Below are 25,324 nucleotides of genomic sequence, written 5' to 3' on the forward strand. Positions count from 1 at the left end.
ATAACGCTGATATGATCAAGCAACTTTACCAACTCTCGCCCGAGACAGTTGATTTTCCAGATCCAGAATTAGCCCTTGATGAGCCTGATGGCCTGTTGGCGATTGGGGGTGACCTATCAGTTGAGCGTATCCAAAGAGCCTACAATACAGGTGTTTTCCCTTGGTTTAGTGATTATGAACCCATTATGTGGTGGTCGCCTAGTATGCGCGGTATTCTTGAGCTAGATGAATTTCATGTTAGCCGCAGTTTAAAAAAGTATTTAAAGCGTTTTCCTGTGCGTGTCACTGTTAATCACGCATTTGCGCACGTTATCAATGCTTGTCGTGAACAGCGTATCGATGCAGAAGGAACTTGGATCACTGAGCAAATGATGCATGCCTATATCGAAGCACACCATCAAGGTATCGCTCATAGCCTTGAAATTTGGCATGAAGATAAATTAGTTGCTGGCCTGTATGGCATCATGCAAAACGGTATATTTTGTGGTGAATCAATGTTTCATGAAGTCAGTAATGGTTCGAAACTGGCAATGTGGGCATTAGTTAATTGGCTTAAGAAACACCAAGCTCATTTTATTGATTGCCAATTAGAAAACCCTTATTTAATCACTTTAGGTGCAAAAGTTATCCCACGCAGGGAATTTTTAACTAGACTTAAATTAGCGCACAGTTTTGTGCCTAAAAGACATATGTGGCAACCACAAGAGTTGATTAATATTTATGACTGAGCACTTACCCGCTAGGCTTGGTTTAAGCCAGCAATTTGATTGCAGCTATTTACCAGACCGTCAGGAGCAACTACTTGTTATTCTTGACCCAAGTTGTTATTGCCCTGATAAATTTGAGCAATTATTAGCATTGGGATTTAGGCGCAGTGGTGACCAAATATACCGTCCTCATTGCCCTGTTTGTAAGGCTTGCAACTCAGTACGCGTATTAGCCCAGCAATTTACTCCATCTAAATCTCAAAAACGTAAACTAAACAAAGCAAAAAATATATTTACTGTAAGCTACAGTGATTACGAACGGGCTGAGTACTACCCGTTATATTGCAAGTATATCACGCAAAGACACCAAGATGGTTCTATGTTTCCACCTGATCAAAATCAGTACGAAAGCTTTTTGTTTTGCCAATGGCTACCTGTAATTTTTATAGAGTTACGGGATGATGATAAGTTAGTTGCCGTTGCTGTAACCGACTGTATGAGCAACTCAGTCTCTGCGATTTATACATTTTTTGATCCTGATTATGAGCAGTACAGTATTGGTAGCATCATGATCATGGAGCAAATTAAATTTGCAAAACAACAAGCAAAACAATTCGTCTATTTGGGTTACCAAATCGACGAATGCAATAAAATGAAATATAAAACCCAATTTTTGCCTGCACAAAAGCACATTGGCGATCAGTGGTTGGCGATTTAATTTACAAAAATGAGCCCTGTAGCTTTACTTATTGCAGTATTTTCGGCAAAATCTGCAGCGTTTAACTATTAAAGAGGTGTTACGCTAAACATGGCGAAAGAAGACGTAATCGAAATGCAAGGTACGGTCCTTGATACTTTACCAAATACAATGTTCCGAGTTGAGCTAGAAAATGGTCACGTTGTTGTGGCTCATATCTCTGGTAAAATGCGAAAAAACTACATCCGCATCTTAACTGGCGACAAAGTAACCGTAGAAATGACTCCTTACGATTTATCGAAAGGTCGCATCGTATTCCGTGCTCGCTAAGTTAGTGCGTTAACGAGAGATTTAGCTTTTTGCTGCTTTGAATGAGCAGGTGTGTTTATTACAAAGAGCTAAAAGCGTTTGTTAAATGGTGTTAAAACTAACTTAGTTTTAATTCCATTTAATAAACAAAAAGCCCAGCATTAGCTGGGCTTTTTGTTTGTACTTAACTTATTAGGCTAAGCAGTTTCTAGGTTGATCTCAAAATCAAAATGAATTTTTTTATCTTTGACCGATACTTTAACCGAACCACCATCAGCTAACTCACCAAACAAAATTGCATTTGCTAGAGGCTTTTTAAGCTCATCTTGAATAACACGAGCCATTGGACGCGCGCCCATAGCTTTATCATAGCCTTTGTCAGCCAACCACTCTCTTGCTTTTGAAGTTAGCTCAAGATTAACTGATTTCTTATCAAGTTGTGCTTGCAATTCGACAATAAACTTATCAACCACTTGCAAAATAACTTCTTTTTCAAGGTGATTAAACCAAATAATGTTATCTAAACGGTTTCTAAATTCAGGTGAAAACACTTTATTGATTTCAGTCATTGCATCGTGAGAGTGATCTTGCTCAGTGAAACCAATCGACTTACGAACTGTTTCCTGAACACCTGCATTGGTTGTCATCACTACAACCACATTTCTGAAATCGGCTTTACGGCCATTATTGTCTGTCAGTGTTCCATGATCCATTACTTGCAACAGAATATTATAAATATCTGAGTGCGCTTTTTCTATCTCATCCAATAGTACAACTGCATGTGGGTTTTTGATCACAGCTTCAGTAAGTAAACCACCTTGTTCAAAACCAACATAACCTGGAGGTGCGCCGATTAGTCGACTTACCGCATGCCTTTCAACATATTCAGACATATCAAAGCGAATAAACTCAACACCCATACACTTAGCAAGCTGTTTAGTAACTTCTGTTTTACCAACCCCTGTTGGGCCAGCGAACAAGAATGAACCAACCGGTTTATCTTCGTTTGCAAGACCAGAACGCGATAAACGTATTGCCGAAGTGAGCGCATCGATTGACTGATCTTGACCAAACACCAGCATCTTCAGGTTGCGGTCAAGATTTTTCAGTGTTTCTTTATCACTTGAAGAAACGCTTTGTTGTGGAATACGAGCCATTTTTGACACAATTAGTTCAATATCAGCCACACCAATGGTTTTCTTACGCTTCGATACAGGCTGTAGACGCTGATTAGCTCCTGCTTCATCGATGACATCAATTGCCTTATCAGGTAGGTGACGTTCATTAATGTATTTAGCACTCAGTTCTGCTGCGGCTTTTAAAGCTTTTTGTGTATAACGAATACCGTGATGTTCTTCATAACGCTCTTTTAAGCCGTTAAGAATTTTAGTGGTATCAGCAACACTTGGTTCAAGCACATCAATTTTTTGGAATCGACGAACTAAAGCACGGTCTTTTTCAAAGATGTTCTTAAACTCGTTGTAAGTTGTCGAACCCATGCAGCGTAGCTTACCACTTGAAAGTAGTGGCTTGATTAAGTTTGATGCATCCATTACGCCACCCGATGCCGCACCGGCACCAATAATGGTATGAATTTCATCAATGAATAAAATTGAACCTGGTTTAGCTTGTAACTCTTTTAATAGTGATTTAAAGCGTTTTTCAAAATCACCACGATATTTGGTCCCCGCTAATAATGCACCCATGTCCAGTGAGTAAACTACTGCATCAGCAATCACTTCAGGTACTTCCTTGTTCACAATACGATAAGCAAGGCCTTCAGCAATCGCTGTTTTACCCACCCCAGCTTCACCAACCAATAGTGGATTATTTTTCTTACGGCGACATAAAACTTGCACCGTACGTTCAACTTCGTTGTCACGACCCACTAAAGGATCAATATTGCCATCAATAGCTTGCTGATTCAGGTTAGTGGTAAAGTTTTCAAGCTTAGTCGGTTCTTCACCTTGTACTTCTTGTACTTCATCATGAATATCATCATGGTCTTCACCACCGATATCATCATCTGCTTTAGAAATACCATGTGAAATAAAGTTAACAATATCTAAACGATTAATGTCTGATTTTTTGAGTAAATAAACTGCTTGGCTTTCCTGCTCGGAAAAAATTGCAACCAGCACGTTAACACCAGTTACTTCGTTTTTCCCTGATGATTGCACGTGAAATACAGCGCGTTGTAATACACGTTGAAAACCTAGCGTCGGTTGTGTTTCTCTGTCTTCTTCAAGATCAGGAATCACCGGTGTTGTTTCATCAATAAAATCTGATAACTCAACTTTTAATGCGCTCATATCAACGCCACAGGCGTTTAACGCTTCTCCAGCAGAAGGGTTATCGAGCAGTGCAAGTAAAAGATGCTCGACGGTCATAAATTCATGACGACGTGTTCTCGCTTCGCGAAACGCCGCATTCAAGGTTAGTTCTAAGTCTTTGTTTAGCATTGGCAACCCCTTACTGAGATAATATTTATATACCGTTGTGACGGGCTAATTGATCACCCACCTTGGTATTTATTCCTGCTCACAACTACAAAGCAGTGGATGCTCGTTGTCTCGTGCGTAACGATTGACTTGTTCAACTTTGGTATGAGCTACATCAGCGCTGTACACACCGCATATCGCTTTACCATTATGATGAACTTGAAGCATCACATCTGTTGCTCTATCGCTATCCATATTAAAAAACGTCATTAGTACTTCTATCACAAAGTCCATAGGCGTGTAATCGTCATTATTTAAAATGACTTTATATTTTCGCGGTGGTTGCAATTTTTGCTTTTCACTATCGCGAACTGTTTCAATAACACCAGAATCTTTCATGCCACTCATAATTAAATATAGTCTTGTCTTTAGAACTCAAGCAAACTTGAATAAAAAAATAAATAAATTGTTAAAAAATAGTCTAAAACACTTGACTGACTGGCTAAATAAACTACAGTCAAATATAGATTGATTAATCATTAGTCAGTCTAGCAAATTACACGGTTTAGAATAACTAAATTAGTCAACTTATAGAAGGATGTAGAAGTATGGCTTGTGGAAAAGTCAAATGGTTCAATAATGCCAAAGGTTTTGGCTTCATCGTAGAAGACGGCAGCGAGACTGATATATTCGCTCATTACTCAACGATTGTAATGGACGGTTATAAAACACTTAAAGCTGGTCAAGATGTAACATTCGAATTGCAACAAGGTCCAAAAGGGTTACACGCAACGAATATTGCGCCTAACGATGAAATCTCCTAGGTAAAACCTATTCGAGTATCAAGCGAGAGACCTTGTTAAGTTCCTCGCTTACTCTTCTGCTCTAAATATATCCTTACACTTCTCTTGAAATTACATTTCTTAACCCCAATTGTTTAATTGTTATTAGCCCTTTAGAGCCAAGCTTGTTACACTCTTGTTGCTTAAATTTAGCTTTTTCGTCATTTTGACGTAAGGCTTTTGGCTAATTTCATAATTTGCTTATTTAAGCTATAAGAATTTTACAGTCTGTCAGCTGTGGTTATTTTAATACTTTGTATTGAGTTGCAACAGCTAACAGACTGCTTGCTGTTGTTTTATCAAGGCACTTAATTTTAAGCTTGGTATTTCAAAGCTATCTATTGCATTGTTGAATATGGCTAATTAAGGGTTACTGTTAGCAGTCATTACCAAACATTACGCCAACTATCTAGGAATGATGATGACATCAAAAATTATCTATACTAAAACAGATGAAGCGCCAGCTCTTGCGACGTATTCATTGTTACCAATCATCCAAGCGTACACTAACGCTGCTGGTGTTGAAGTTGAAACTCGCGATATTTCATTAGCGGGTCGTGTAATTGCAAACTTCCCTGAGTACTTAACTGAAGATCAACGTATTGATGATGCACTTGCTGAATTAGGTGAAATGGCAAAAACACCTGAAGCTAACATTATCAAACTACCTAATATCAGTGCTTCTATCCCTCAGCTACGTGCAGTAATCAAAGAGTTACAAGAAAAAGGTTACGCGTTACCAGACTACCCATCAGAGCCAAAAACTGATGAAGAAAAGAAAGTTAAAGCAACTTACGACAAAATCAAAGGCTCTGCTGTAAACCCTGTACTTCGTGAAGGTAACTCTGACCGTCGTGCACCTAGTTCAGTTAAAGAGTATGCTCGTAACAACCCACATTCAATGGGTGCATGGAGCAAAGATTCTCAATCTTACGTTGCAAGCATGGAAGAAGGTGACTTCTTCGGTTCTGAGAAATCAGTCACTGTTGCAGAAGCTACTGACGTACGTATCGAGCATGTTGCACAAAATGGTGACATCACAGTGCTTAAAGCAAGCACACCATTACTGGCTGGTGAAGTAATTGACGCTTCATGCATGAGCGCAGCTAAGCTTCAAGCTTTCCTTGCTAAAGAAATTCAAACAGCAAAAGACAAAGGCGTGTTGTTCTCATTACACATGAAAGCAACTATGATGAAAGTGTCTGACCCAATCATCTTCGGTCACGCTGTAAAAGTTTTCTTCAAAGACGTATTCACAAAACACGCTGATCTTTTCAAAGAGCTAGATGTTGACGTAAACAACGGCTTCGGCGATGTATTCTCAAAAATCGAAAGCCTAGATGCAGCTAAAAAAGCTGAAATTGAAGCAGATATCCAAGCGGTTTATGAAAACAACCCAGCTATCGCTATGGTTGATTCTGATCGTGGTATTACTAACCTTCACGTGCCAAGTGATGTGATCATCGATGCATCAATGCCTGCTGCAATTCGTTCTAGCGGTCAAATGTGGAATAGCGAAGGTAAATTACAAGACACAAGCTTTGTAATTCCAGATCGTTGCTACGCTGGTGTTTACCAAGCAACTATCGATTTCTGTAAGGAAAACGGTGCATTCGATCCAACAACAATGGGTAGCGTACCTAACGTTGGTCTTATGGCACAAAAAGCTGAAGAATACGGTTCACATGACAAAACGTTTGAAGTAGCTGCTGCAGGTACTATCCGTGTTGTTGATACTGCTGGTACAACTTTACTAGAGCATGCTGTTGAGCAAGGCGATATCTGGCGTATGTGTCAGGTAAAAGACGCGCCAATCCAAGATTGGGTTAAGCTTGCTGTTAACCGCGCTCGCGCAACTAACACACCGGCAGTTTTCTGGTTAGACGAAAATCGTGCACACGATGCTGAGTTAATCAAAAAAGTAAACACGTATCTACCTCAACATGATACTGATGGTCTTGAGATCCATATCTTAGCGCCGGTTGAAGCGACTAAATTCTCTTTAGAGCGTATCAAAGAAGGTAAAGACACTATTTCAGTAACTGGTAACGTTTTACGAGACTACCTAACTGACTTATTCCCAATTCTTGAACTTGGTACAAGTGCTAAAATGCTTTCAATCGTACCACTTATGAATGGTGGCGGTTTATTCGAAACTGGTGCAGGTGGTTCAGCGCCTAAGCACGTTCAACAATTCGAAAAAGAAAATCACTTACGTTGGGATTCTTTAGGTGAGTTCTTAGCCCTTGCTGCTTCTTTAGAGCATTTAGCGGTTAATACAGATAACAAGAAAGCACAAGTGCTTGCTGACACACTTGATAAAGCAACAGGCACATTCTTAGCTGAAAACAAATCACCTTCACGTAAAGTGAAAGAGATTGATAACCGTGGTTCGCACTTCTTCCTTTCATTATTCTGGGCACAAGAACTTGCTGCACAAAATGATGATGCGGAATTAAAAGCACAGTTCACACAAATTGCTGCTGATCTTGAGTCTCAAAAAGACCAAATCGTTAATGAATTAAACGATGCACAAGGTCCAGCTATGAGTGTAGGTGGTTATTACCAACCTAATGATGAGCTAGCATTTAAAGCAATGCGTCCAAGTTCAACATTCAATGACATTCTAGCTAAGCTTGTTTAATTATTTAAATCTTATTTATCTAGTTAACTAGCTACAAGAGAGTTATCTCAAAGCGCTTATTCGCGAAAGAGATAACTCTTTTTTTTGCTCTCGTGACTAACGAACCTGTTAGGTTTTCACTAATTTGATTGCTTTTCAGAGCGGTCATTCTCATTAAAACACCACTTGAATAAAACTGTTTTCACACATTGGTAGTCTATTGGTTTAGCAATAAAATCACTCATTCCCGCTTCAAAACATCGCTGCTTATCCGCCTCAAGCACATTGGCTGTTAATGCAATAATGGGCGTATCTTCATAAGCGGGGATTTTTCTAATCAATACGGTAGCTTGAGGGCCATCAAGTACAGGCATCTGCATATCCATAAAAATAATATCAAAGTTGTTTTGCTGACTATTTTCCTTACATAGCGCTACGGCCTGCTCACCATCCCCTGCTATTTTTATAGTTCTTATCCCGAACTCATTCAACATGGCTTCGATAACGACCTGGTTAATATCATTGTCTTCGACTACAAGTACATTAAGTGATGAAAAGTCTGCCTGTTCCTCTTCGGTTTCTTGTATATTTGCGGCTTCAAACTCAGACTGCTCAAAAACCTGTGTTGTTTTTAACTCAAAATAAAAGTGAGAGCCCTGCCCTAAATCACTTTCTACATGCAAAGGAGCATCCATCAAATTTAGTAATTTACTTGATATAGCCAATCCAAGCCCTGTGCCACCGAAGCGCCGTGTAATTGACGTATCAGCTTGCGAAAACGCTTCAAAAAGCTTGCTGAGATTTTCTTTCGCGATGCCAATTCCCGTATCAACCACAGAGAATTTGATCTTTAGATTGTCGCTCTGACCTCGATTAATTCTTATATCAAGCGAAACACTTCCTTTTTCGGTAAATTTAATCGCATTCCCTAATAGATTTATTAGCACTTGTTTTAAACGGGTTTCATCGGCAAAGAAAATACAATCTTGCTGTGCTTCGGCAATAGAGATATTGAAGTTAATATGTTTATTTTGAGCTTGCTCTTTAAATAAGTGCATAAGCTCATCTAGCATAGAGTTTAAATGCACTGGTATCGATTCTAGCTCAATCTTAGAAGCTTCAATCTTACTAATATCTAAAATATCATTGATGATCACTAATAAACCAGACCCTGAGGATTGAATGATATTTAGCATCTTCACTTGCTCAGGTGTTAACGTGGTGCGCCTCAATTGACGTGCCATCCCGAGAATACCATTCATAGGAGTGCGAATTTCATGACTCATGTTCGCAAGGAATTCTGATTTTACTTTCGTTGTATGCTCTGCTGTTGTTTTTGCCTCTGTAAGGTCTTGGCTCAATATACGGAATCTATCAGCGGCAGTTGCAAGCACACCAATTTCGTCTTTACGATTTAAATCATAAATAGGAGCAGATAAGTCACCTCCTAAAAAGTGTTGAAAGCTAATCGTTAAACGCTTTATTGAGTGAGTTATTTGTAGGTGGAAAAATGCAGCTAGCCCGATGATATAAATCAGTATACCTATAGAAAGAAAACGAAGTGTTTGATCTGCCTTTATTACTATATCTTGCGCTTCTCTTTTTATTTTTTGTAATCGAGTCAATGATTGCTCGCGCAACTTATCTGCGAGCGTACTGAATTCAATTGCATCTCCAGCCATAACAACATTTACTAAACTCAAGTAATTTCTATTAGCTTGTACTCCCTTGGAAAAAACTTCTTGATACGCTGTAGCCAGTTCACTACTTTTAATATATTTAGTATTTGATAGTCTATTATTTGATAAGACAGTAAGCGCTTTATTAACCGCCGCTCTTTTTGAGTAATCTTTTTTCGCAAGAAACAATGAGGCATCTCGATGTAACTCATGCCAAACGTTCAGCTGCTCTGAGATAGCTAACTTTTCTTCGCTTGAAGCAGTGTTTAATTTAAGGGTGTTTAGATAATTAATGGCTTGGAAATAAATATTAGGAAGTTTGTCGTCGGTAAGCTCTTTTTTTATCTCATAACGTTTAGCAAGCACACTCAAATTATCGCCATACCTAGTTATAAGCTGTGTCATCGAGTCTAGGTAAACTTGGTTTTCAAGTTCGTCACTTTTTAAATCGACACTCTCTAAGCGTACTTTTATACTTTTAAAGTTTTCTATTATTTTACTGAATACTGTTTTGCTTCCTGAAACCCCATAAACCGAGATATCTCGCTGAATTTCAACAATATCCTTGTTGATGCGCAAAATCCCAACTGCATAGTTACTAATACGGCTTATATCGTTAATAGAAGCTTCAATGCTTTGTAGCCGTTTACTCAGAACAATGTAACTCGCTCCCATTGCAAGTAAAACTAGCGTCAACGCTAATAACACCTTGGCCGCTAATGACCGAGAAATAAATGTCAGCAAAGTACTTCCTTATGAATTTAGTAATTCATACCATTTATCTAAACTGTAATCATAATTAGGCATAACCGTATTCCATACAGCTATGTTCGAAAAGCGCTTAATGTAGCTACCTCCATCACGTACCTGACCAGCTTGAACCGAAATTTTTCCGTCTGTTCCTCGTAAATCAGTGGATGCTTCTTGCCCTTCGTACCAATATTGCCATTCAGGCTTTGACATCAGTGGCTTGCTGCGCTCAGGGTTAGAAATGTAATACCCTTGCCTTGCGATAAACGCTCCCGGATAGCCCGACAGCCACCAATTCATGTACTCATAGGCAGCATCTTTAACATACCCTTGGGTATTGGCAGATAAACACATTACCCCATGCCATGCACGATAGCCTTCTTTGGGGGAAGCATAAACAACTGGAATACCTTGGCCTTTACATGCACTAACACCTGGCGAAAACATGCTTTGAATAGTGACTCGTTTCATTTTCATGAAGTCGACAGATTGCGGCACCGAAGTCCAAAATCCAGCAAAGTGACCTTCTCGTTTCTTATGTTGCAAGATAGCGAACAACTGATCAATCTCACTAATGCTCATATTTCCCATATCTTTAAACGTCATCAGGCCTTGCGCTTGGGCAGCCAATGCCGCATCAAAAATACCGATAGTTGGTGCATTTACTAGCGCTACTTTGCCTTTATTCTTATCGTCGAGTAACCAAGACCATGACTCTGTTTCGTATGGGGTACCCTTTTCTATGAACTGTGTGTTGTAACCAAAGGAATCAACGTTATGCACATAAGGCATGAAACTAATTGCATTAGTTGGTGTAGTTGAAAGCGTGCCATCTGCTTGTACATAAAGCAGTTTATTAGGTGAATCACCAGCACCTAATTTAGCGTCAGGAGCAATTTTTCCTGTTTTAGAAAGAGGGTTAATTTCATGCCAATACCTTAACCGCTCAGTTTCAATAGGTTGAATAGCGCCAGCTTGCCATAAAATGTTAATTGAATCTGACCATTGCTCGTATAAATCAAAGCTACTTGGATCTGCAGCCGCTTTTTGCAACACAGCTGCACTGCCCATTGGCGTAAACTCAATATTAATACCCAGCTCAAGCATGGCTTTTTGCCTAAGTTCTTCTTGTAACGTAACATGGGTGCCCATCACTCTAATAGTAGGAGTGCTTTTAGCGAATACATAGGGGACTTTAAAAGCAAGTGTTGATGCAACAGCACCAGCCCCTAACGTTTTAAGAAAATCTCGGCGGTTATCAGAGTGGTCCATTTAGCATTCCCAATATGTTAAGCCCGTTAAAAGTATAGGTTAAATTTGGAAATTACCTAAAGTAAGTATAAATTTACAATATAGAAAATACCCAATGCAGTTGAATCATAAGCCAACCACAGTTAGCTAGATTAAAAAATGTTCTTTTGCACTCGCAATTGCTTGTTCAATGGCCGTATTTTTAACTGGCTTAGAAACAAATAAATCCATTCCTGCTTCTTTACAGGCAGCTTTATCATCCGCAGAGGTATTTGCAGTCAAAGCAATGATAAAAGTTTTATCTGTCGGGCATATTTTTTCATTTCTCAAAACCCGTGTTGCTTCAATACCGTCCATTTCAGGCATAACACAATCCATAAAAATCAAGTTGTAGTTATTTTGTTTGCACTTATTTACCGCATCAATTCCATCGCAAGCATAATCAGCAGTCAAGCCCAACTTCTCTAAATGAGCTTTCAACACGAAGCGATTAATTTGGTTGTCATCAACAACTAATATCGATAAAGGCAAGGTTGAAAAGTCGATATCACTGGCATGTAGCGTATCATGTGATTGTGGCTGCCCAAGCTTTAGAGGTAATTGAATATCAAAGCAACTACCTTTTAGATATTCGCTGCTGACCTTTATCGTGCCACCCATGTAGTCAATGAGCTCTTTTACAATAGCAAGACCTAGGCCTGTTCCGCCTTTATTACGATCTTTATCTTGCTCTTGGGTAAAAGGCGAAAACAGTGATTTCATAAAGGTTTCAGTCATACCAATGCCTGTATCGCTGACTCGCATATTTAAGATCACATCGCCATTTTGCGGTTTAGCCGATACGTTTAGTTTAATAGTACCTTGCTCAGTAAACTTTAATGCATTGCTAAGTAAGTTAGACAAAATTTGAGTGATACGAGTATTATCGCAATAAGTCCAACATTCATCACTAATATCAATATCGACCTCAAAATTAAGATTCTTTTCTTGATATAAAGGTAAATATAACGACGCTAAATCAACAAAAATTGTTTTTAATAAAAAGTGACTAGGCTCTAATTTGAGTTCACCATGATTTATCTTAGAAAAGTCGAGTACTTCGTTAATGATGTTTAACAAAATATCAGCACTTCGCAGTGCAACTTTGAGTTTTTCTTCACGTTTTTGCTCTGACTTTTCATATAGAAGTGTCGTAAGCATGCCTACAATACCATTGAGCGGCGTGCGCAATTCATGACTAATTTTGGCCAGCAAGATGCTGCGCTCTTCAAGTGTTCGCAGTGCATCAGCTTTTTGCTTTTTGAGCTCTTCGCGCAGCAATACTTCTTTAGTAATATCCTGAAACGTCCCGATTAATCGAACGCACTGGTTGTTCTCAAATTCTGCTTCACCATAGGTTGACACCCAAACAATATTACCTTTAGCCGTAACCAATTCAATTTCAAGATTCCAATCCTTTCCTAGCTCAACCGCTTCTTTAACAACTTGTTGTATTGCATTACGACTTTCGCCTTCTTTATAAAACTTAATAGCAGTTTCGAGGTTAGGTGCATAATCAGCAGGAACCTCATGGATGGCTTTAGTTTGTTTACTCCAGTACAGCTTATTTTCTAGCAGGTCGAACTCCCAAGAACCAATACGAGCAACTTCTTCAACTTGCGCTAACATATAGTTCTTTTTTAATAACCGTTCAGACGATGCATTACGTGCCAGTTCATTGCCTAGCCACTGAGCAAATAGCTCAACATAATCATGTGATTCTTCATTGAACGGTTTTGATACATTAGGTGCTGAGAAATTAACGGTACCAAATACTTTTTTGCCAACAAAAATAGGGGCGCCAATGTATGATTCGAGTTGAAAATTGACATAACAAGGGTGCTCTGCAATAGGGCTTTTTGAAGCGTGATGAAATGAGAGCGCCTTATTGGCTTCAAGGGTATGAGCACAATAAGTTCCCGAGACATCAAATTGCGTACCAACAGCAATCGCATTATCAGGAGTAAGAGCATGAATGACCGTATAAACCTGACCATCTACCCGACTCACAATAGCAAACTCAAGATTAAAAACGTCTAAACCAAACTTTAACAGCTTGGTTACTTTGTTTGAAAAATCAATTTCTTGGTTGGATACTATATCGTGAAATTGGCGCAGAAAGTTCACAGTCACTCCTTGTTACTTAAAACTACATATTGTCAAAACAGCATATCAATAATTTATTGAGTGTTCACTTAAAAAGAGGTAAACAGCCTAAACTTGCCAAATACGTTATAAAATATCATTAAAATGACTATTTTTATTGATAAACTGGCAAAACTCTATGCTTAGTCAATACTTTATTATTAAAGTTAGTAATTGTAGGCACTTACCATTTCAATGTCGCTTAGAGCCAAATTCACCCTTTTACTGTCAACTGTTTTATTAGTGATAGTAGCTAATACCTTTATCATCTATTTATTAGATAAAGAGGGTCAGGCTAAGCTTGAAACAGTGATCCGCACTCATGATGTACTTGATGAGTCAGAAAAGCTTTACAAGCAACTCATAAACGCTGAAACAGGTCAACGAGGCTATTTATTAACACAAGACATCAGTTATTTAACGCCCTATTACTCTGCTCTTGATCAAGTAAAAGAACATTTTCTAAACATCAATAAGCTAACCATAAACAACCCAGAGCAAAAGAATACACTTGCATTAATTGATGAACTAATAAGTAAAAAGCTAGCTGAGTTGGCATTAACTGTTGAACTTGTTTTGCAGGGCACACCCTCTGCGCTTGAGAGAGCAAAAGTCGTTGTGTTAACTAATAAAGGTAAGCAGTTTATGGATCAAATCCGCACGCAGATTGAACTATTTCAAGATACGGCACGAGCAAAACTAGAACAACAAGATGCTGAATACCAAGAATCCAAAATTTTTATTACGCGTTTCGTCACTATGCAAATTCCACTAGCCATTATCTTATTATTGTTTTGCGCCTTTTATATAAATTCTAAGCTTTTAAAACCCCTCAAACTATTAATACACATTACCAAACAGGTTGAAAAAGGCGAAAAGCCGAAAGCTTTAACAATTGATATCCACGATGAAATAGGCTACTTGATAAAACGCTTTGTACGCATGAGTGACATTGTTTATGAACGAACGAGAAAATTAAACTTTCAGGCAAGTCACGATCACCTAACAGGAGTTTTAAACCGTACAGAATTAAAACCAGCATTAAAGCATGCTATCAACCTTTGCTCCGAAAAAAATAAGCTTGCGGTTATATTCATTGATATAAATAAGTTTAAACAACTTAATGATGAATATGGTCATTTAATCGGGGATCAAATACTAATAGAAACCGCAAAACGCATTACTTCATCTGTTAGAGCCGATGATGATGTATATCGCTATGGAGGAGATGAATTTGTTATTGTTACGCATAATATAGCCAAAAGCAGATTTATTGATGCAATGATTGATCATCTATTGGAGTGCTTCAATCATCCTTTTATGCTGGAACAACACACAATAAATATTTCAATTAGTATTGGAGTAGCCTTAGCCCCAGATCACAGTACAGAGTATAAGCAACTACTCGAACTCGCTGACCTGGCGATGTACAAATCTAAAAGACACCCTAAAAAGAGTTATCACATTTATCAAGAAGGTGAAAAAAAAGAGTAATCTAAATTACTGCTTTATCCGTATAAATTTGCAAAAACACTCATCAGAATGTATAAAAAATACACAGTACTTTCATTAAGGTAGCACTATGCATATTTTTTTAACCGGTGGAACAGGCCTTATTGGTAGACATTTGTGCCCTTTCTTATTAAACCATCATAAAGTCACTGTACTTACTCGCAACCCAATTCAAGCAGCCGTAATCCTGACTCATCAAGTGCATACTGTGAAGTCACTAGATGAAGTTAATTTTGAAGAAATTGATGCCATCATCAACTTAGCTGGTGAACCTATCGTTAATAAACGTTGGAGCGAGTCTCAAAAGCAAACTTTACTTAATAGTCGAATTAATCTTACTTTACAGATCTCTAAAGCAATTAGCCGATGTGAATCTCCACCCCATACATTTATTTCAGGCAGTGCTATTGGTTTTTATGGACGACAAGATAATCAGCCGATTGATGAGAGCTTCAATGATATTTACCCTGAATTTAGTCACGTTCTTTGTCGAGACTGGGAGCATGCAGCTACGAAAGCACATTCTGATAAAACCCGGGTGTGCTTACTTCGTACTGGTATCGTGTTAGCTAAGCAAGGTGGTGCACTTGGTAAAATGCTTCCTGCTTTTAAGTTTGGCTTAGGTGGGCCATTAGGCCATGGAAAGCAAGGAATGTCATGGATTCATATTGATGACATGATCCAACTAATCCTTTTTGTTCTCTCACATCAAAATATCCATGGGCCAATAAACGCGACTGCACCTAACCCTGTTGATAATAATGAATTTAGCCAGACATTAGCTAATGTCATTTCGCGTCCGGCTATGTTGCGTATGCCTAGTTGGGTGTTAAAAATGATGATGGGTGAAATGTCTGATCTACTGCTTTACGGTCAATTTGTGCTCCCTAATAAGCTACTAAGCCATAATTATCGATTCCACTACCCGACATTAAAACCAGCATTAGAAAGTCTAAAAATATAATTACTATGTCTAGGTTGATTAGAGGTAACTAATACATAATAATTAACCTGATATTAGTCGAGTGATTATTCAGGGAAAATCATGATGCAATTACCCACCATAATCAGCATTTCAATTTTATTGAATGTGATTATTGGGGCTTTCTTACTGTCTTTATACTTTCTAAGGCAACAATCAAGCTATTTATACTGGGGAAGCTCGTGTCTAATTTTTGTATGCGCACAAATTACAGCCTCTCTACGAGCTATTATTGACTTTCCTTTAATTACGCACTATCTGGCCGATTTACTAATTATTGCAGCACCATTATCAGCAATATTAGGAATTCATGCTTATTGCCAGTCTGACAAAAAATACCAAAGTGCATGTGCATTCGTGCTAGTTTCATCTTCTGCCATATTACTTCCTCTTTATAATCTGCCAATAAGTCAGTTGCTCACAACGGCCATCATTGCCGTATGCTTTGGTTATGCTGCTTACGCGCTTAAAGAGCTACATGTGAAGCGCATTATGCATTTAGCATTACTCAAGGTATGCTTTGTAATTCATTCTTTAATCATGGCTATACAGTTTTTGCTGCTACTTTCTGATTATCTAGGTTTGTTAAACATAGACTTAAACCAAATAATAGCTGTTATTCTGATAAGTCATATCATTATCACTACCCTAACAGCCATGATTTGGCCACTAATAATGTTTCTAGAATCTGAGCAAACATTGAGTGACCTTGCTAATCGCGATCCATTAACTGATTTATTAAACCGCCGGTCATTTATAACTATTAGTAACAATTATTTAGAAAAAGCAAATAGCAGCCTTACAGAACTCTGTGCTTTGATGATTGATATCGACTTCTTTAAAAGAGTAAATGACCTACATGGTCACGAAACAGGTGATGAAGCACTCAAATGGGTTGCGAACAAGATTAAAAGCCAGCTTCGTGAACACGACTTAGTTGCTAGAATAGGTGGTGAAGAGTTTGCAGTAATACTACCCAATACCAGTCAAGTTAAGGGTGAAATTCTATCTGAAAGAATTCGCTTAGCCATCCACAACGATAGCTTTCACCATAACAACCAAGAAATTAATCTGTCTATTAGCATTGGTATAATCACCCACAAGTCGGGTACTAATAATGTAAATGAACTACTTGCAAAGGCCGATAAAGGTTTATACAAAGCTAAATTAAATGGCCGAAACCAAGTTGTGACAATGGCATTTTAATGATGCCTTTTTTCTAGCTGAACATTAATGCTCGCATTTAGCTGACTCAGCTCATTATTTACCCACACTTTGTCTAAGCACTGCTCTAAATTTAACTCGGCAAATTTTAAAAAATTTCGCGCAGCATGCGACAAATGGCGATCGGTTCGTACCACAAAATACCAATGACTCGCTAAGTTCACATCTTGCACATTTAGCATACAAAAGCTGCTATCGTGTGGTGGTAAGACATGACGAGACACGACTCCCAGACCCATGCCAGAGCCGACAGCAACACGAATAGCTTCATTACTTGCCATTTGCACTGTATTACTTAATACAACCCCCCGACTTTGTAGCTCGCTTTCAAACAGCATTCGCGTGGCAGAGCCCTGCTCTCGAAGTAAAAATCGTTCTGAGATTAAATCATGCAATGTAACGTTGTTTTTACTTACAAGCGGGTGATTAGTTGGCGCAATAAATACCAATGGATTTTGTAAAAACCGGCCAGCCTTGGCGTGCTCTAATGAGGGGGGATGACTAAATACATAGATATCATCTTCGCCTCTTTCGAATCGAGCAAGCACCTCAGCACGATTACCAATTTCAAGTGGCAGCTCAACATGAGGGTGTAAGTTACTATAAGGACCTAATAATTTCGGCAAAATATATTGTGCAGTATTCACAATTGCAATTTTACAGCGACCGCGCTCACCACCTCTGAGCTCAGCTAAGTAATCTTGATAATCATCAAAATGACCAAACACCTGCTGACAAGTTTGAAATAACGCGAAGCCAGCTTCAGTAACATGAAGACGCTGCTGGTTAACCATCACTAAAGGTTCATTAACGGTTTCTTGTAGGCGTTTAATTTGTTGCGATACAGTCGGTTGAGTTAAATGTAATTGCCTTGCTGTCTCACTAATTGAGCGTGTTTTTACTACGCACATAAACACTTCAAGTAAACGAAAAGAAATATGTCTCAAGTCCATTAACAAACACCTATAGATAATTATCTATATGATATTATCATTTATTTAATTATTTACTATGTGAATTTTTAATTAAAATAGCGTCGCTTTTAACCTAGAGGAGAACAAAGTGCCTGATATTGTTGTAATGTTTTTTGTTTTAGGAGTCACAGCTGGATTACTTCGCTCTGACCTAAAGATCCCGCAAGCGACCTATGAAACCCTTAGCCTATTGTTAATGCTCACCATTGGTTTAAAAGGTGGTATGGTGCTGCATGGCAATTTGCATTGGCAACTTTTACCTGAAATGGGTGCTGTTTTACTACTTGGCGGTTTGATCCCACTAATGCTTTACCCTGTTTTAAACAAACTGCTTAATTTATCTGTTGCTAATAGTGCAAGTATCGCAGCACATTATGGTTCGGTAAGTGCAGGTACATTTGCGGTCGCTTTAGCTTTTGCCGAATCTAACTCGTTAAATGTTGGTGCGGAAGTCACTCTTTATTTAGTAATGCTTGAATTACCAGCGATCATCGTTGGCTTATTACTATACCGTCGCCTTGGGAATGGCTCTGGGCAAAACCTCTCGCTCAAAGCGCTTTGGCATGAAACACTAACGAACAAAAGCGTGATACTCCTTGTTGGTGGTGTAATTATCGGCATGATGTACGGTACACAGCAAGGTAGCCAAGTAACAAGCCTTTTAACAAACAGTTTTAAAGTTGTTCTGGCATTATTCCTACTGGAAATGGGTTTAATGGCTGCGCAAACACTGCGCCCTATTCCATGGCATCACTGGCGTTTAGCATTATTCGCACTTATAACACCTAACCTATTAGGAGCCATTGGCGTCTGTGTTGGTACAGCTCTACAACTGGAATTAGGCTCTGTAGTGATATTGGCAAGCCTTGTTGCAAGCGCTTCTTATATTGCAGCTCCTGCGGCTATTAAAGCAGCTATTCCAGATGCAGACATAGGTTTAGCCATGTTATGTTCCTTAGGGATCACCTTTCCTTTCAATGTATTACTTGGAATTGGTATGTATCATCAAATAGCATTATTCATGAGTTAAAAATTTAACTCACTATCACTTTATGCATGAGATTTTTTTAAAAGTCGTTTAATATAAATAAAAAAGCAGTGCAAGGACATGCTATGTTCAATCAAACGCTCAGCGCCGAGCAACAGCATGTAAGTGATATTTTTATGCGCTTATGTAAGCTTTGTGAGGTGCAAAACAATGCTGAGTTAGAGCAACATTTATCGTTAACGCCTGGTTTTTGTGTGCAAAGTATCAAACTTGCTTCAGTGCCTTATCAATTGATTGATAAAGTGACTAAAGCTACGCAAGTTAGCTTTGATTCATTACTTAATGGTTACGAACATAAAACGCTCGCGCTCGATGGACCACTATTAGAAGCAGTTAGTAGCGGTATTATCAAGAGTATAAAAAAGCTATCTATAGCGGGGTTAATTAAGGGTGATAATCAAACTCAAGAAGCACTTAGTCAACTTGCAGAAATTCAGCTTGAACAAATAGAAAAAGAGCTAAAAATACAAAGCCAGGTTAAATAACCTGGCTTTTTAATTAATTCTTACCTTTGTACATTTTGTCGTAAATGTCGGAAATGTTGTTTTTCTCATCATAGTATCGCTGTAACTCTCCAAGCGATAACTCCTTTAGGCTTTCACTATCAAAACCCATTGGCTCTACCAATTTAAAATGAGCTGCTGTTGGTGAATTTTCAATTAAAGCTGCAACCTCATTTTTTAATTCTTCAGCTTTATTAAATAGTTTAATTGCTTTGCTGATATCTGTTTCGTGCTCGGCTTGCAACGTGCACCAAACCACCTCAACAGACTTTGACCTGATTTGATCTTCAAAGATATTCTTGCGCGCAATCAACCATGTACTTGCAATCAGCAAGATGGCTAAAACAGCAATGGCTATATAAATTAGTTCAAGCATTACGATCCCTCGGTAAACTAAATGTTACTATACACCCAAACTTGGTCCGTAATACATCAGGAAAAAGCATTATAAATTTTAGTATGGGACTGAAAACCATCAATTAATTCATGTTAACTTTTTGTTCAAAGCGGCCAACTTGGACTAAGCAAAAGTTTTAACCTAGTTTTTAGAAGACCAGGAAACAACATCACCACTGCAAGAGCAATACTTATGTAAAGCACAATAAAGCTATACATGTAGTGTATGTAAGCGTGCTCAGCTTGAATATCTAAGACTACAAATTTAAACCAAAGTACAAAGTGAGCTATAGCAATAACTATGGTAAGTTTGAATACACAAAAGAAGAGTAAGCCAAATTTATAGCTAAACTTTTTATGAAGTTTTGCAAGCACATACATGCTAAACAAAGAAGTAGCGCTCAAAGCAAGGTAAACATTTTGAACATTATCAACAGCATGATTTTCCTGAATATATGTTAATGCATACTCCATCAATAATGTTGTAAGCATATATTTCGTGACGACAACTGCTATTGTTAAAAAGTCACTGAATAATTCTTTATCTTTAACCGCTCTTACCATTGATAGTATGAGAGCTAAAAGGTAAGACAATGATATGAGTACTTGATATGAAAACACTTCTCTGTTTTCACTGACTAGTAATGCCTTATTGTATAATTCTGCTAAGTATTCAAACATAGTTTACCCTTTGTACCAAACATTAGGATATTACTATGAAGCAAAAAAAACCAGCTGTTTGAGCTGGTTATTTTTGAATAGTCTATTGTTTAGTTAGGTTTTTTTTCTTTAATGATAACTATTCCACCAGAACCTTGTAGTTCTTCCTTTTTCTTTTCTTTAATAATTACGATTCCACCTGAACCTTGAAGTTTTGTTGTATCAAAACTTGAAGCTGGTACAGCGTCGAATGCTAAAGTAGATAGTAATAAAGCTGATAAAGTCATTTTTTTGTTCCTTCATTGTTAAAGATAGGTTTCGTTAGCAAATACCGAGCCACTAAAATACAAATAAGGTAAAAACTAACGACTAGGCTCTATATAAGCATAAAATTAGCCTTTTAGGCCATTTTTTATACTAACCATGTATTTAAAACATACACTGAACAGCCTCGACACCTTTAGCCCTATAATCTAACAAGCCTCTATGCCATAATTCTGTTAATTCAAAAAATAAGTCAAAGCGGCCCGACGCTTAGCAAGGTTTAATGCATGGCATATCCAGAACAACAGCAACCAACAATTTATTGGCACGACTACGAAACATTTGGCGCAAGCCCGCAAAAAGACCGCCCGAGTCAATTTGCAGGTATTCGTACTGATCTCGATTTAAATATTATTGGTGAGCCGTTAATTGAGTATTGTAAGCCAGCGGCTGATTACTTGCCCCATCCTGAAGCGTGTTTAATAACGGGCATCACACCGCAAGTTGCGATGCAAAAAGGCTTGATTGAAGCTGAGTTTATGGCAAAGATCCATGCTGAGTTTAGTCAACCGAACACCTGTGTAGCGGGTTATAACAGCATTCGCTTTGATGATGAAGTCACGCGTTACAGCTTATACCGTAACTTTTATGACCCTTACGAGCGCGAATACAAAAACAATAATAGCCGCTGGGATATCATTGATCTGGTACGAGCATGTTATGCGTTACGCCCAGAAGGCATTGAATGGCCGCTTAAAGAAGATGGATCACCTAGCTTTAAACTTGAACACCTTACTGTTGCCAATGGTATTGAACACGCTGCGGCTCACGATGCATTAAGCGATGTAACGGCAACTATAGCCTTGGCTAAATTAATAAAAGAAAAACAACCTAAGTTGTATCAGTTTTTCTTTAGCTTACGCTCTAAAAAAGCACTGGCTGATTTAGTTGATGTATTTAACATGACACCATTGGTGCACACCTCATCACGAATTCCGGCAAGTCAAGGCTGCACAAGCTGGATTGCCCCAATGAGCTTTCACCCTGTCAATAAAAACGCCATTATTTGCTTTAATTTGACTGAAGATCCGCAAGTCTTATTAGATTTATCTGTTGAAGAGCTGCGCACGCGTCTTTACACAAAACACAGTGACCTTGGTGAAGGTGAAGCACCTGTAGGCTTAAAACTCGTGCATTTAAATAAATGCCCTATTCTTGCACCAGCAAAAACCTTGTTACCAGAGAACGCAGCTCGATTAGGTATTGACCGCGAAAAATGCTTACAAAATCTCGCTATTTTAAAAGCCAACACTGAGCTTCGCGACAAAGTAACCGAAGTGTTTAACGAACAACGTGATTATGGCGAAACCACTAACCCTGACTATCAACTTTATGATGGTTTCACCAGTCATGCTGATAAAGCTAAATTTGCCATTATTCGAGATGCAAGCCCTGAGCAATTAGCCTCGATGCAACTAGACTTTGATGATAAAAAGTTTGCCACCTTACTATTTAGATACCGAGCTCGAAACTGGCCTCAAACACTCAGCCAAGATGAACTGGCTAAGTGGCGCCAATATTGTCAAAACAAACTAATGCATGGCGAAGATAATCCATCAATTAGTGGGCAAGATTTCATGATCACACTTGAGAATCTGGCTCATGAAAATGATGATAACGAGAAAAATCTGCATATTTTAAAAGCCTTGTACAATTACGCACAAAGCATGTAATTGAAAACGCGACAATCATTGTCGCGTTTTTATAGGTATTACTTCTTATGTAACGCTTCGATGCGCGCTAATAAACTTGAGGTGTCATAGCGTCCACCACCTAAAGCTTGTACATCAGCGTAATATTGATCAACTGTTGCCGTCATCGGCAAAGTTGCGCCGTTTGCCTTTGCCTCATCTAGAGCAATGCCTAAATCTTTACGCATCCAATCAACAGCAAAACCAAATTCGTATTCGCCAGCCCACATGGTTTTGTAGCGGTTTTCCATCTGCCATGAGCCTGCTGCACCTTTAGAGATGGTTTCAATGACCTTTTCACCATCAAGGCCGGCTTGTTTTGCAAAGTGTAATCCCTCGGCTAAGCCCTGCACCACACCGGCAATACAAATCTGATTAACCATTTTACAAAGTTGGCCAGAGCCTACTTCGCCTAATAATTGGCTAAAGCGACTAAAAGCAGCCATCACAGGCTGAACAACATTAAAATCAGCTTCATCGCCACCAACCATCACGGTTAACACGCCATTTTCTGCACCTGCTTGACCACCAGAGACTGGCGCATCTAAAAATGCAATACCCTGCTGTTTAGCTTGAGCTCCTACTTCACGTGCAACTTCAGCCGACGTTGTAGTGTGGTCTACTAAATAGCTCCCCTCATGCATACTTACAAGAACACCATTTTCACCATAAACAACTGAACGTAAATCGTCATCATTGCCTACACACATGAAAACGATATCAGCACCTTTAGCTGCTTCACTTGGCGTTTCACAATAACTACCTTGATATTCTGAAACCCACTTTTGCGCTTTAGCTGTTGTGCGGTTGTAAACTGTCACGTTGTGACCTGCGTTAGCAAGGTGACCCGCCATTGGGTAACCCATTACACCTAATCCGATGAAGGCGACTTTCATTGACATAAAACTGACCTATTTGAGTGATAAATTAGTAACAATTTCATTATCTCAACCGATTAACTAAAAAGCGAATGAAAAAAAGTTCATTTAAACCAGTCAAAAACACACAGGTAACACATGGATAGTATATATCGTTTCAACGCCCAGCTTGCATCTGGTGAAAATTTTAGCCTTGAATCGCTACAAGGAAAAACAGCGCTTATCGTCAATATTGCCAGTAAATGTAATTTTTCAGTGCAAATGGCAAGCCTTGAAAAGCTCTATCAAGACTATAAACAGCAAGGATTTACTGTGCTTGGGTTTGCATGTAATCAATTTGGCCACAATGAGCCCCTTGATGGCAATGAGCTACAAGCTTTTTATCAGCAGCACTTTGATGTCAGTTTTCCTATTTTTAACAAAGTATTAGTTAACGGCCCTGATGCCCACCCTTTATTTAATCATTTAAAGTGTCATACCCGTGGAATTGCACAAAACCGCGCAATTAAATGGAATTTCACCAAATTTCTTATAAACTCAGAGGGTCAACTCGTTGCGCGATATGCCCCGCGTACCAAACCCGAAACCCTCAAAATGGTGATAGAGAGTAATTTAAATGATGAAACTGGCCTTATTCAGTGCGCAAAAATATGAGCAACCGTTTTTTGAAAGGAATCTAACTGAATTCGCTGACTCTGTTTCGCTCAGTTATTTTGAGCAGTCTTTAAACATCAATACAACTCCTCTTTGTAAAGGCTTCGATGCGGTGTGCGTGTTTGTAAACGATACTGTCGACAAGCACGTCATTGCAGATATGGCAGCTGTAGGCGTAAAAGCAATCTTATTACGCTGTGCAGGTTTTAATAATGTAGACCTTGATGCAGCCAAAGAGCATAACATCAAGGTTTGCCGCGTCCCGGCTTATAGCCCCGAAGCTGTCGCAGAGCATTGTATTGCTCTAATGCTAACGCTCAACCGTAAAACCCACAAAGCCTTTAACCGTGTACGTGAAGGTAACTTTGATTTAAACGGCTTACTTGGCTTTAATCTGTTTAAAAAAACCATTGGGATTATAGGCTGTGGCAAAATCGGTTTAGCTTTAGTGAATATTTTAAATGGCTTTGGGGCTAAAGTACTCGTCTGTGACCCAATGGCAAGTGAAGGCCCTTATACTTTATGTGATTTAGACACATTGCTCACACAAAGTGATGTCATCTCTTTACATTGCCCACTCAACGAGCACACCCATCATTTAATTGATAGCAGTGCATTTAAAAAAATGAAAGACGGTGTTATGTTAATTAACACCTCTCGTGGTGCACTTCTCGATAGCCAAGCATGTATTCAAGCGCTTAAGTCTAAAAAGCTCGGACACTTAGGACTTGATGTGTATGAGCAAGAGTCAGAGTTATTCTTTAAAGATCATCGCGAAGAAATCATGCAAGACGATATTTTTTCACGCCTTATTAGTTTTCCTAATGTGTTAGTGACAGGCCACCAAGGCTTCTTCACCCAAGAAGCGCTTAGCGAAATAGCCTGCACCACACTACAAAGTGCTAATGAGATAAGCCAAGGCTTACCATTAACTAACGAAGTTAGTTAATGAGTGCGTACCTTAGACTAAAAAAGGCGTGAGGTTTAAACCCCAC

At 38.7% G+C, this 25,324-nt stretch carries 23 protein-coding genes; 13 read left to right on the top strand and 10 right to left on the bottom strand.

Annotated features, from left to right (window positions below):
* Positions 1-11 precede the first annotated feature (11 nt).
* The 3 genes from aat to infA all read left to right on the top strand — a co-directional run bounded on the left by aat (position 12) and on the right by infA (position 1,734).
* Positions 12-728: a leucyl/phenylalanyl-tRNA--protein transferase gene (aat, locus tag J3455_RS09280; protein ID WP_167657837.1), complete on the top strand. Its 717-nt coding sequence runs from the start codon at positions 12-14 to the stop codon at positions 726-728.
* Entirely contained in the window at positions 721-1,425 is a 705-nt protein-coding gene (locus tag J3455_RS09285) for an arginyltransferase (protein ID WP_239978021.1), read from the top strand. The genes aat and J3455_RS09285 overlap by 8 nt, the downstream gene beginning before the upstream one ends.
* Positions 1,426-1,515: 90 nt before the next feature.
* The gene (infA, locus tag J3455_RS09290) at positions 1,516-1,734 is read left to right on the top strand and encodes a translation initiation factor IF-1 (RefSeq protein WP_002962494.1); all 219 of its coding nucleotides are present in this window, start codon (positions 1,516-1,518) and stop codon (positions 1,732-1,734) included.
* Between the two features lie 176 nt (positions 1,735-1,910).
* Here the strand turns inward: infA and clpA are convergent, their stop codons facing one another.
* Together clpA and clpS are read right to left on the bottom strand one after the other, a co-directional pair.
* The gene (gene clpA, locus J3455_RS09295; RefSeq protein ID WP_349561589.1) at positions 1,911-4,175 is read right to left on the bottom strand and encodes an ATP-dependent Clp protease ATP-binding subunit ClpA; all 2,265 of its coding nucleotides are present in this window, start codon (positions 4,173-4,175) and stop codon (positions 1,911-1,913) included.
* Positions 4,176-4,244: 69 nt separating this feature from the next.
* A complete protein-coding gene (gene clpS, locus J3455_RS09300; protein WP_175580379.1) occupies positions 4,245-4,553 on the bottom strand; it encodes an ATP-dependent Clp protease adapter ClpS in 309 nt (102 codons plus the stop codon).
* Positions 4,554-4,762: 209 nt separating this feature from the next.
* Between clpS and cspD the strand changes: the two genes are divergently transcribed.
* Both cspD and J3455_RS09310 read left to right on the top strand, forming a co-directional pair.
* Complete coding sequence (cspD, locus tag J3455_RS09305) at positions 4,763-4,978, top strand: cold shock domain-containing protein CspD (RefSeq protein ID WP_036968098.1); 216 nt, start codon at positions 4,763-4,765, stop codon at positions 4,976-4,978.
* Positions 4,979-5,417: 439 nt separating this feature from the next.
* Positions 5,418-7,640 carry an NADP-dependent isocitrate dehydrogenase gene (locus J3455_RS09310; RefSeq protein WP_349561590.1) on the top strand — a complete coding sequence of 741 codons (2,223 nt, stop codon included), beginning with the start codon at positions 5,418-5,420 and terminating at the stop codon, positions 7,638-7,640.
* A 119-nt stretch (positions 7,641-7,759) separates the two neighbouring features.
* Here the strand turns inward: J3455_RS09310 and J3455_RS09315 are convergent, their stop codons facing one another.
* The 3 genes from J3455_RS09315 to J3455_RS09325 form a co-directional block, all read right to left on the bottom strand.
* Positions 7,760-10,042 (bottom strand): ATP-binding protein, encoded by a 2,283-nt coding sequence (locus J3455_RS09315; RefSeq protein ID WP_349561591.1) that lies wholly within the window; start codon positions 10,040-10,042, stop codon positions 7,760-7,762.
* Between the two features lie 9 nt (positions 10,043-10,051).
* Positions 10,052-11,320 (bottom strand): ABC transporter substrate-binding protein, encoded by a 1,269-nt coding sequence (locus tag J3455_RS09320; protein ID WP_349561592.1) that lies wholly within the window; start codon positions 11,318-11,320, stop codon positions 10,052-10,054.
* 126 nt (positions 11,321-11,446) lie between these two features.
* Positions 11,447-13,465, bottom strand: coding sequence for a hybrid sensor histidine kinase/response regulator (locus tag J3455_RS09325; RefSeq protein ID WP_239978117.1), 2,019 nt, complete (start codon positions 13,463-13,465; stop codon positions 11,447-11,449).
* Between the two features lie 213 nt (positions 13,466-13,678).
* On the opposite strand from J3455_RS09325, the gene J3455_RS09330 reads away from it, so the two are divergent.
* From J3455_RS09330 to J3455_RS09340, 3 genes are all read left to right on the top strand, one after another.
* Positions 13,679-14,977, top strand: coding sequence for a diguanylate cyclase domain-containing protein (locus J3455_RS09330; protein WP_250660973.1), 1,299 nt, complete (start codon positions 13,679-13,681; stop codon positions 14,975-14,977).
* Between the two features lie 88 nt (positions 14,978-15,065).
* Complete coding sequence (locus J3455_RS09335) at positions 15,066-15,959, top strand: TIGR01777 family oxidoreductase (RefSeq protein ID WP_130051318.1); 894 nt, start codon at positions 15,066-15,068, stop codon at positions 15,957-15,959.
* An 81-nt stretch (positions 15,960-16,040) separates the two neighbouring features.
* On the top strand, positions 16,041-17,183 hold the full coding sequence (locus J3455_RS09340; protein WP_167657829.1) for a GGDEF domain-containing protein: 1,143 nt from the start codon (positions 16,041-16,043) through the stop codon (positions 17,181-17,183).
* On the opposite strand, the gene J3455_RS09345 is transcribed toward J3455_RS09340, so the two are convergent.
* Positions 17,180-18,154, bottom strand: coding sequence for a LysR family transcriptional regulator (locus J3455_RS09345; RefSeq protein WP_297330539.1), 975 nt, complete (start codon positions 18,152-18,154; stop codon positions 17,180-17,182). The genes J3455_RS09340 and J3455_RS09345 overlap by 4 nt on opposite strands.
* Before the next feature lie 109 nt (positions 18,155-18,263).
* Between J3455_RS09345 and J3455_RS09350 the strand changes: the two genes are divergently transcribed.
* Both J3455_RS09350 and J3455_RS09355 read left to right on the top strand, forming a co-directional pair.
* Positions 18,264-19,205, top strand: a complete 942-nt coding sequence (locus tag J3455_RS09350; protein WP_349561593.1) for a sodium-dependent bicarbonate transport family permease — start codon at positions 18,264-18,266, stop codon at positions 19,203-19,205.
* 83 nt (positions 19,206-19,288) lie between these two features.
* A complete protein-coding gene (locus J3455_RS09355) occupies positions 19,289-19,708 on the top strand; it encodes a hypothetical protein (RefSeq protein ID WP_349561594.1) in 420 nt (139 codons plus the stop codon).
* A gap of 13 nt (positions 19,709-19,721) precedes the next feature.
* Here J3455_RS09355 and J3455_RS09360 read toward each other — a convergent pair whose 3' ends face one another.
* The 3 genes from J3455_RS09360 to J3455_RS09370 form a co-directional block, all read right to left on the bottom strand.
* Entirely contained in the window at positions 19,722-20,102 is a 381-nt protein-coding gene (locus J3455_RS09360; protein WP_130051313.1) for a hypothetical protein, read from the bottom strand.
* A gap of 125 nt (positions 20,103-20,227) precedes the next feature.
* A complete protein-coding gene (locus tag J3455_RS09365) occupies positions 20,228-20,803 on the bottom strand; it encodes a hypothetical protein (RefSeq protein WP_349561595.1) in 576 nt (191 codons plus the stop codon).
* An 89-nt stretch (positions 20,804-20,892) separates the two neighbouring features.
* Positions 20,893-21,069, bottom strand: a complete 177-nt coding sequence (locus tag J3455_RS09370; protein ID WP_168990013.1) for a hypothetical protein — start codon at positions 21,067-21,069, stop codon at positions 20,893-20,895.
* A 264-nt stretch (positions 21,070-21,333) separates the two neighbouring features.
* Between J3455_RS09370 and sbcB the strand changes: the two genes are divergently transcribed.
* Positions 21,334-22,779 (top strand): exodeoxyribonuclease I, encoded by a 1,446-nt coding sequence (sbcB, locus tag J3455_RS09375; protein ID WP_294087021.1) that lies wholly within the window; start codon positions 21,334-21,336, stop codon positions 22,777-22,779.
* Positions 22,780-22,817: 38 nt separating this feature from the next.
* Here the strand turns inward: sbcB and J3455_RS09380 are convergent, their stop codons facing one another.
* Positions 22,818-23,699: an NAD(P)-dependent oxidoreductase gene (locus J3455_RS09380; RefSeq protein WP_130051310.1), complete on the bottom strand. Its 882-nt coding sequence runs from the start codon at positions 23,697-23,699 to the stop codon at positions 22,818-22,820.
* A 114-nt stretch (positions 23,700-23,813) separates the two neighbouring features.
* Between J3455_RS09380 and J3455_RS09385 the strand changes: the two genes are divergently transcribed.
* Entirely contained in the window at positions 23,814-24,329 is a 516-nt protein-coding gene (locus J3455_RS09385) for a glutathione peroxidase (protein ID WP_130051309.1), read from the top strand.
* Entirely contained in the window at positions 24,295-25,278 is a 984-nt protein-coding gene (locus tag J3455_RS09390; protein WP_167657868.1) for a 2-hydroxyacid dehydrogenase, read from the top strand. Before J3455_RS09385 ends, J3455_RS09390 begins: the two co-directional genes overlap by 35 nt.
* Positions 25,279-25,324 lie beyond the last annotated feature (46 nt).

The sequence above is a fragment of the Pseudoalteromonas sp. NFXS39 genome, assembly GCF_040148775.1.
GTDB lineage: Bacteria > Pseudomonadota > Gammaproteobacteria > Enterobacterales > Alteromonadaceae > Pseudoalteromonas > Pseudoalteromonas apostichopi.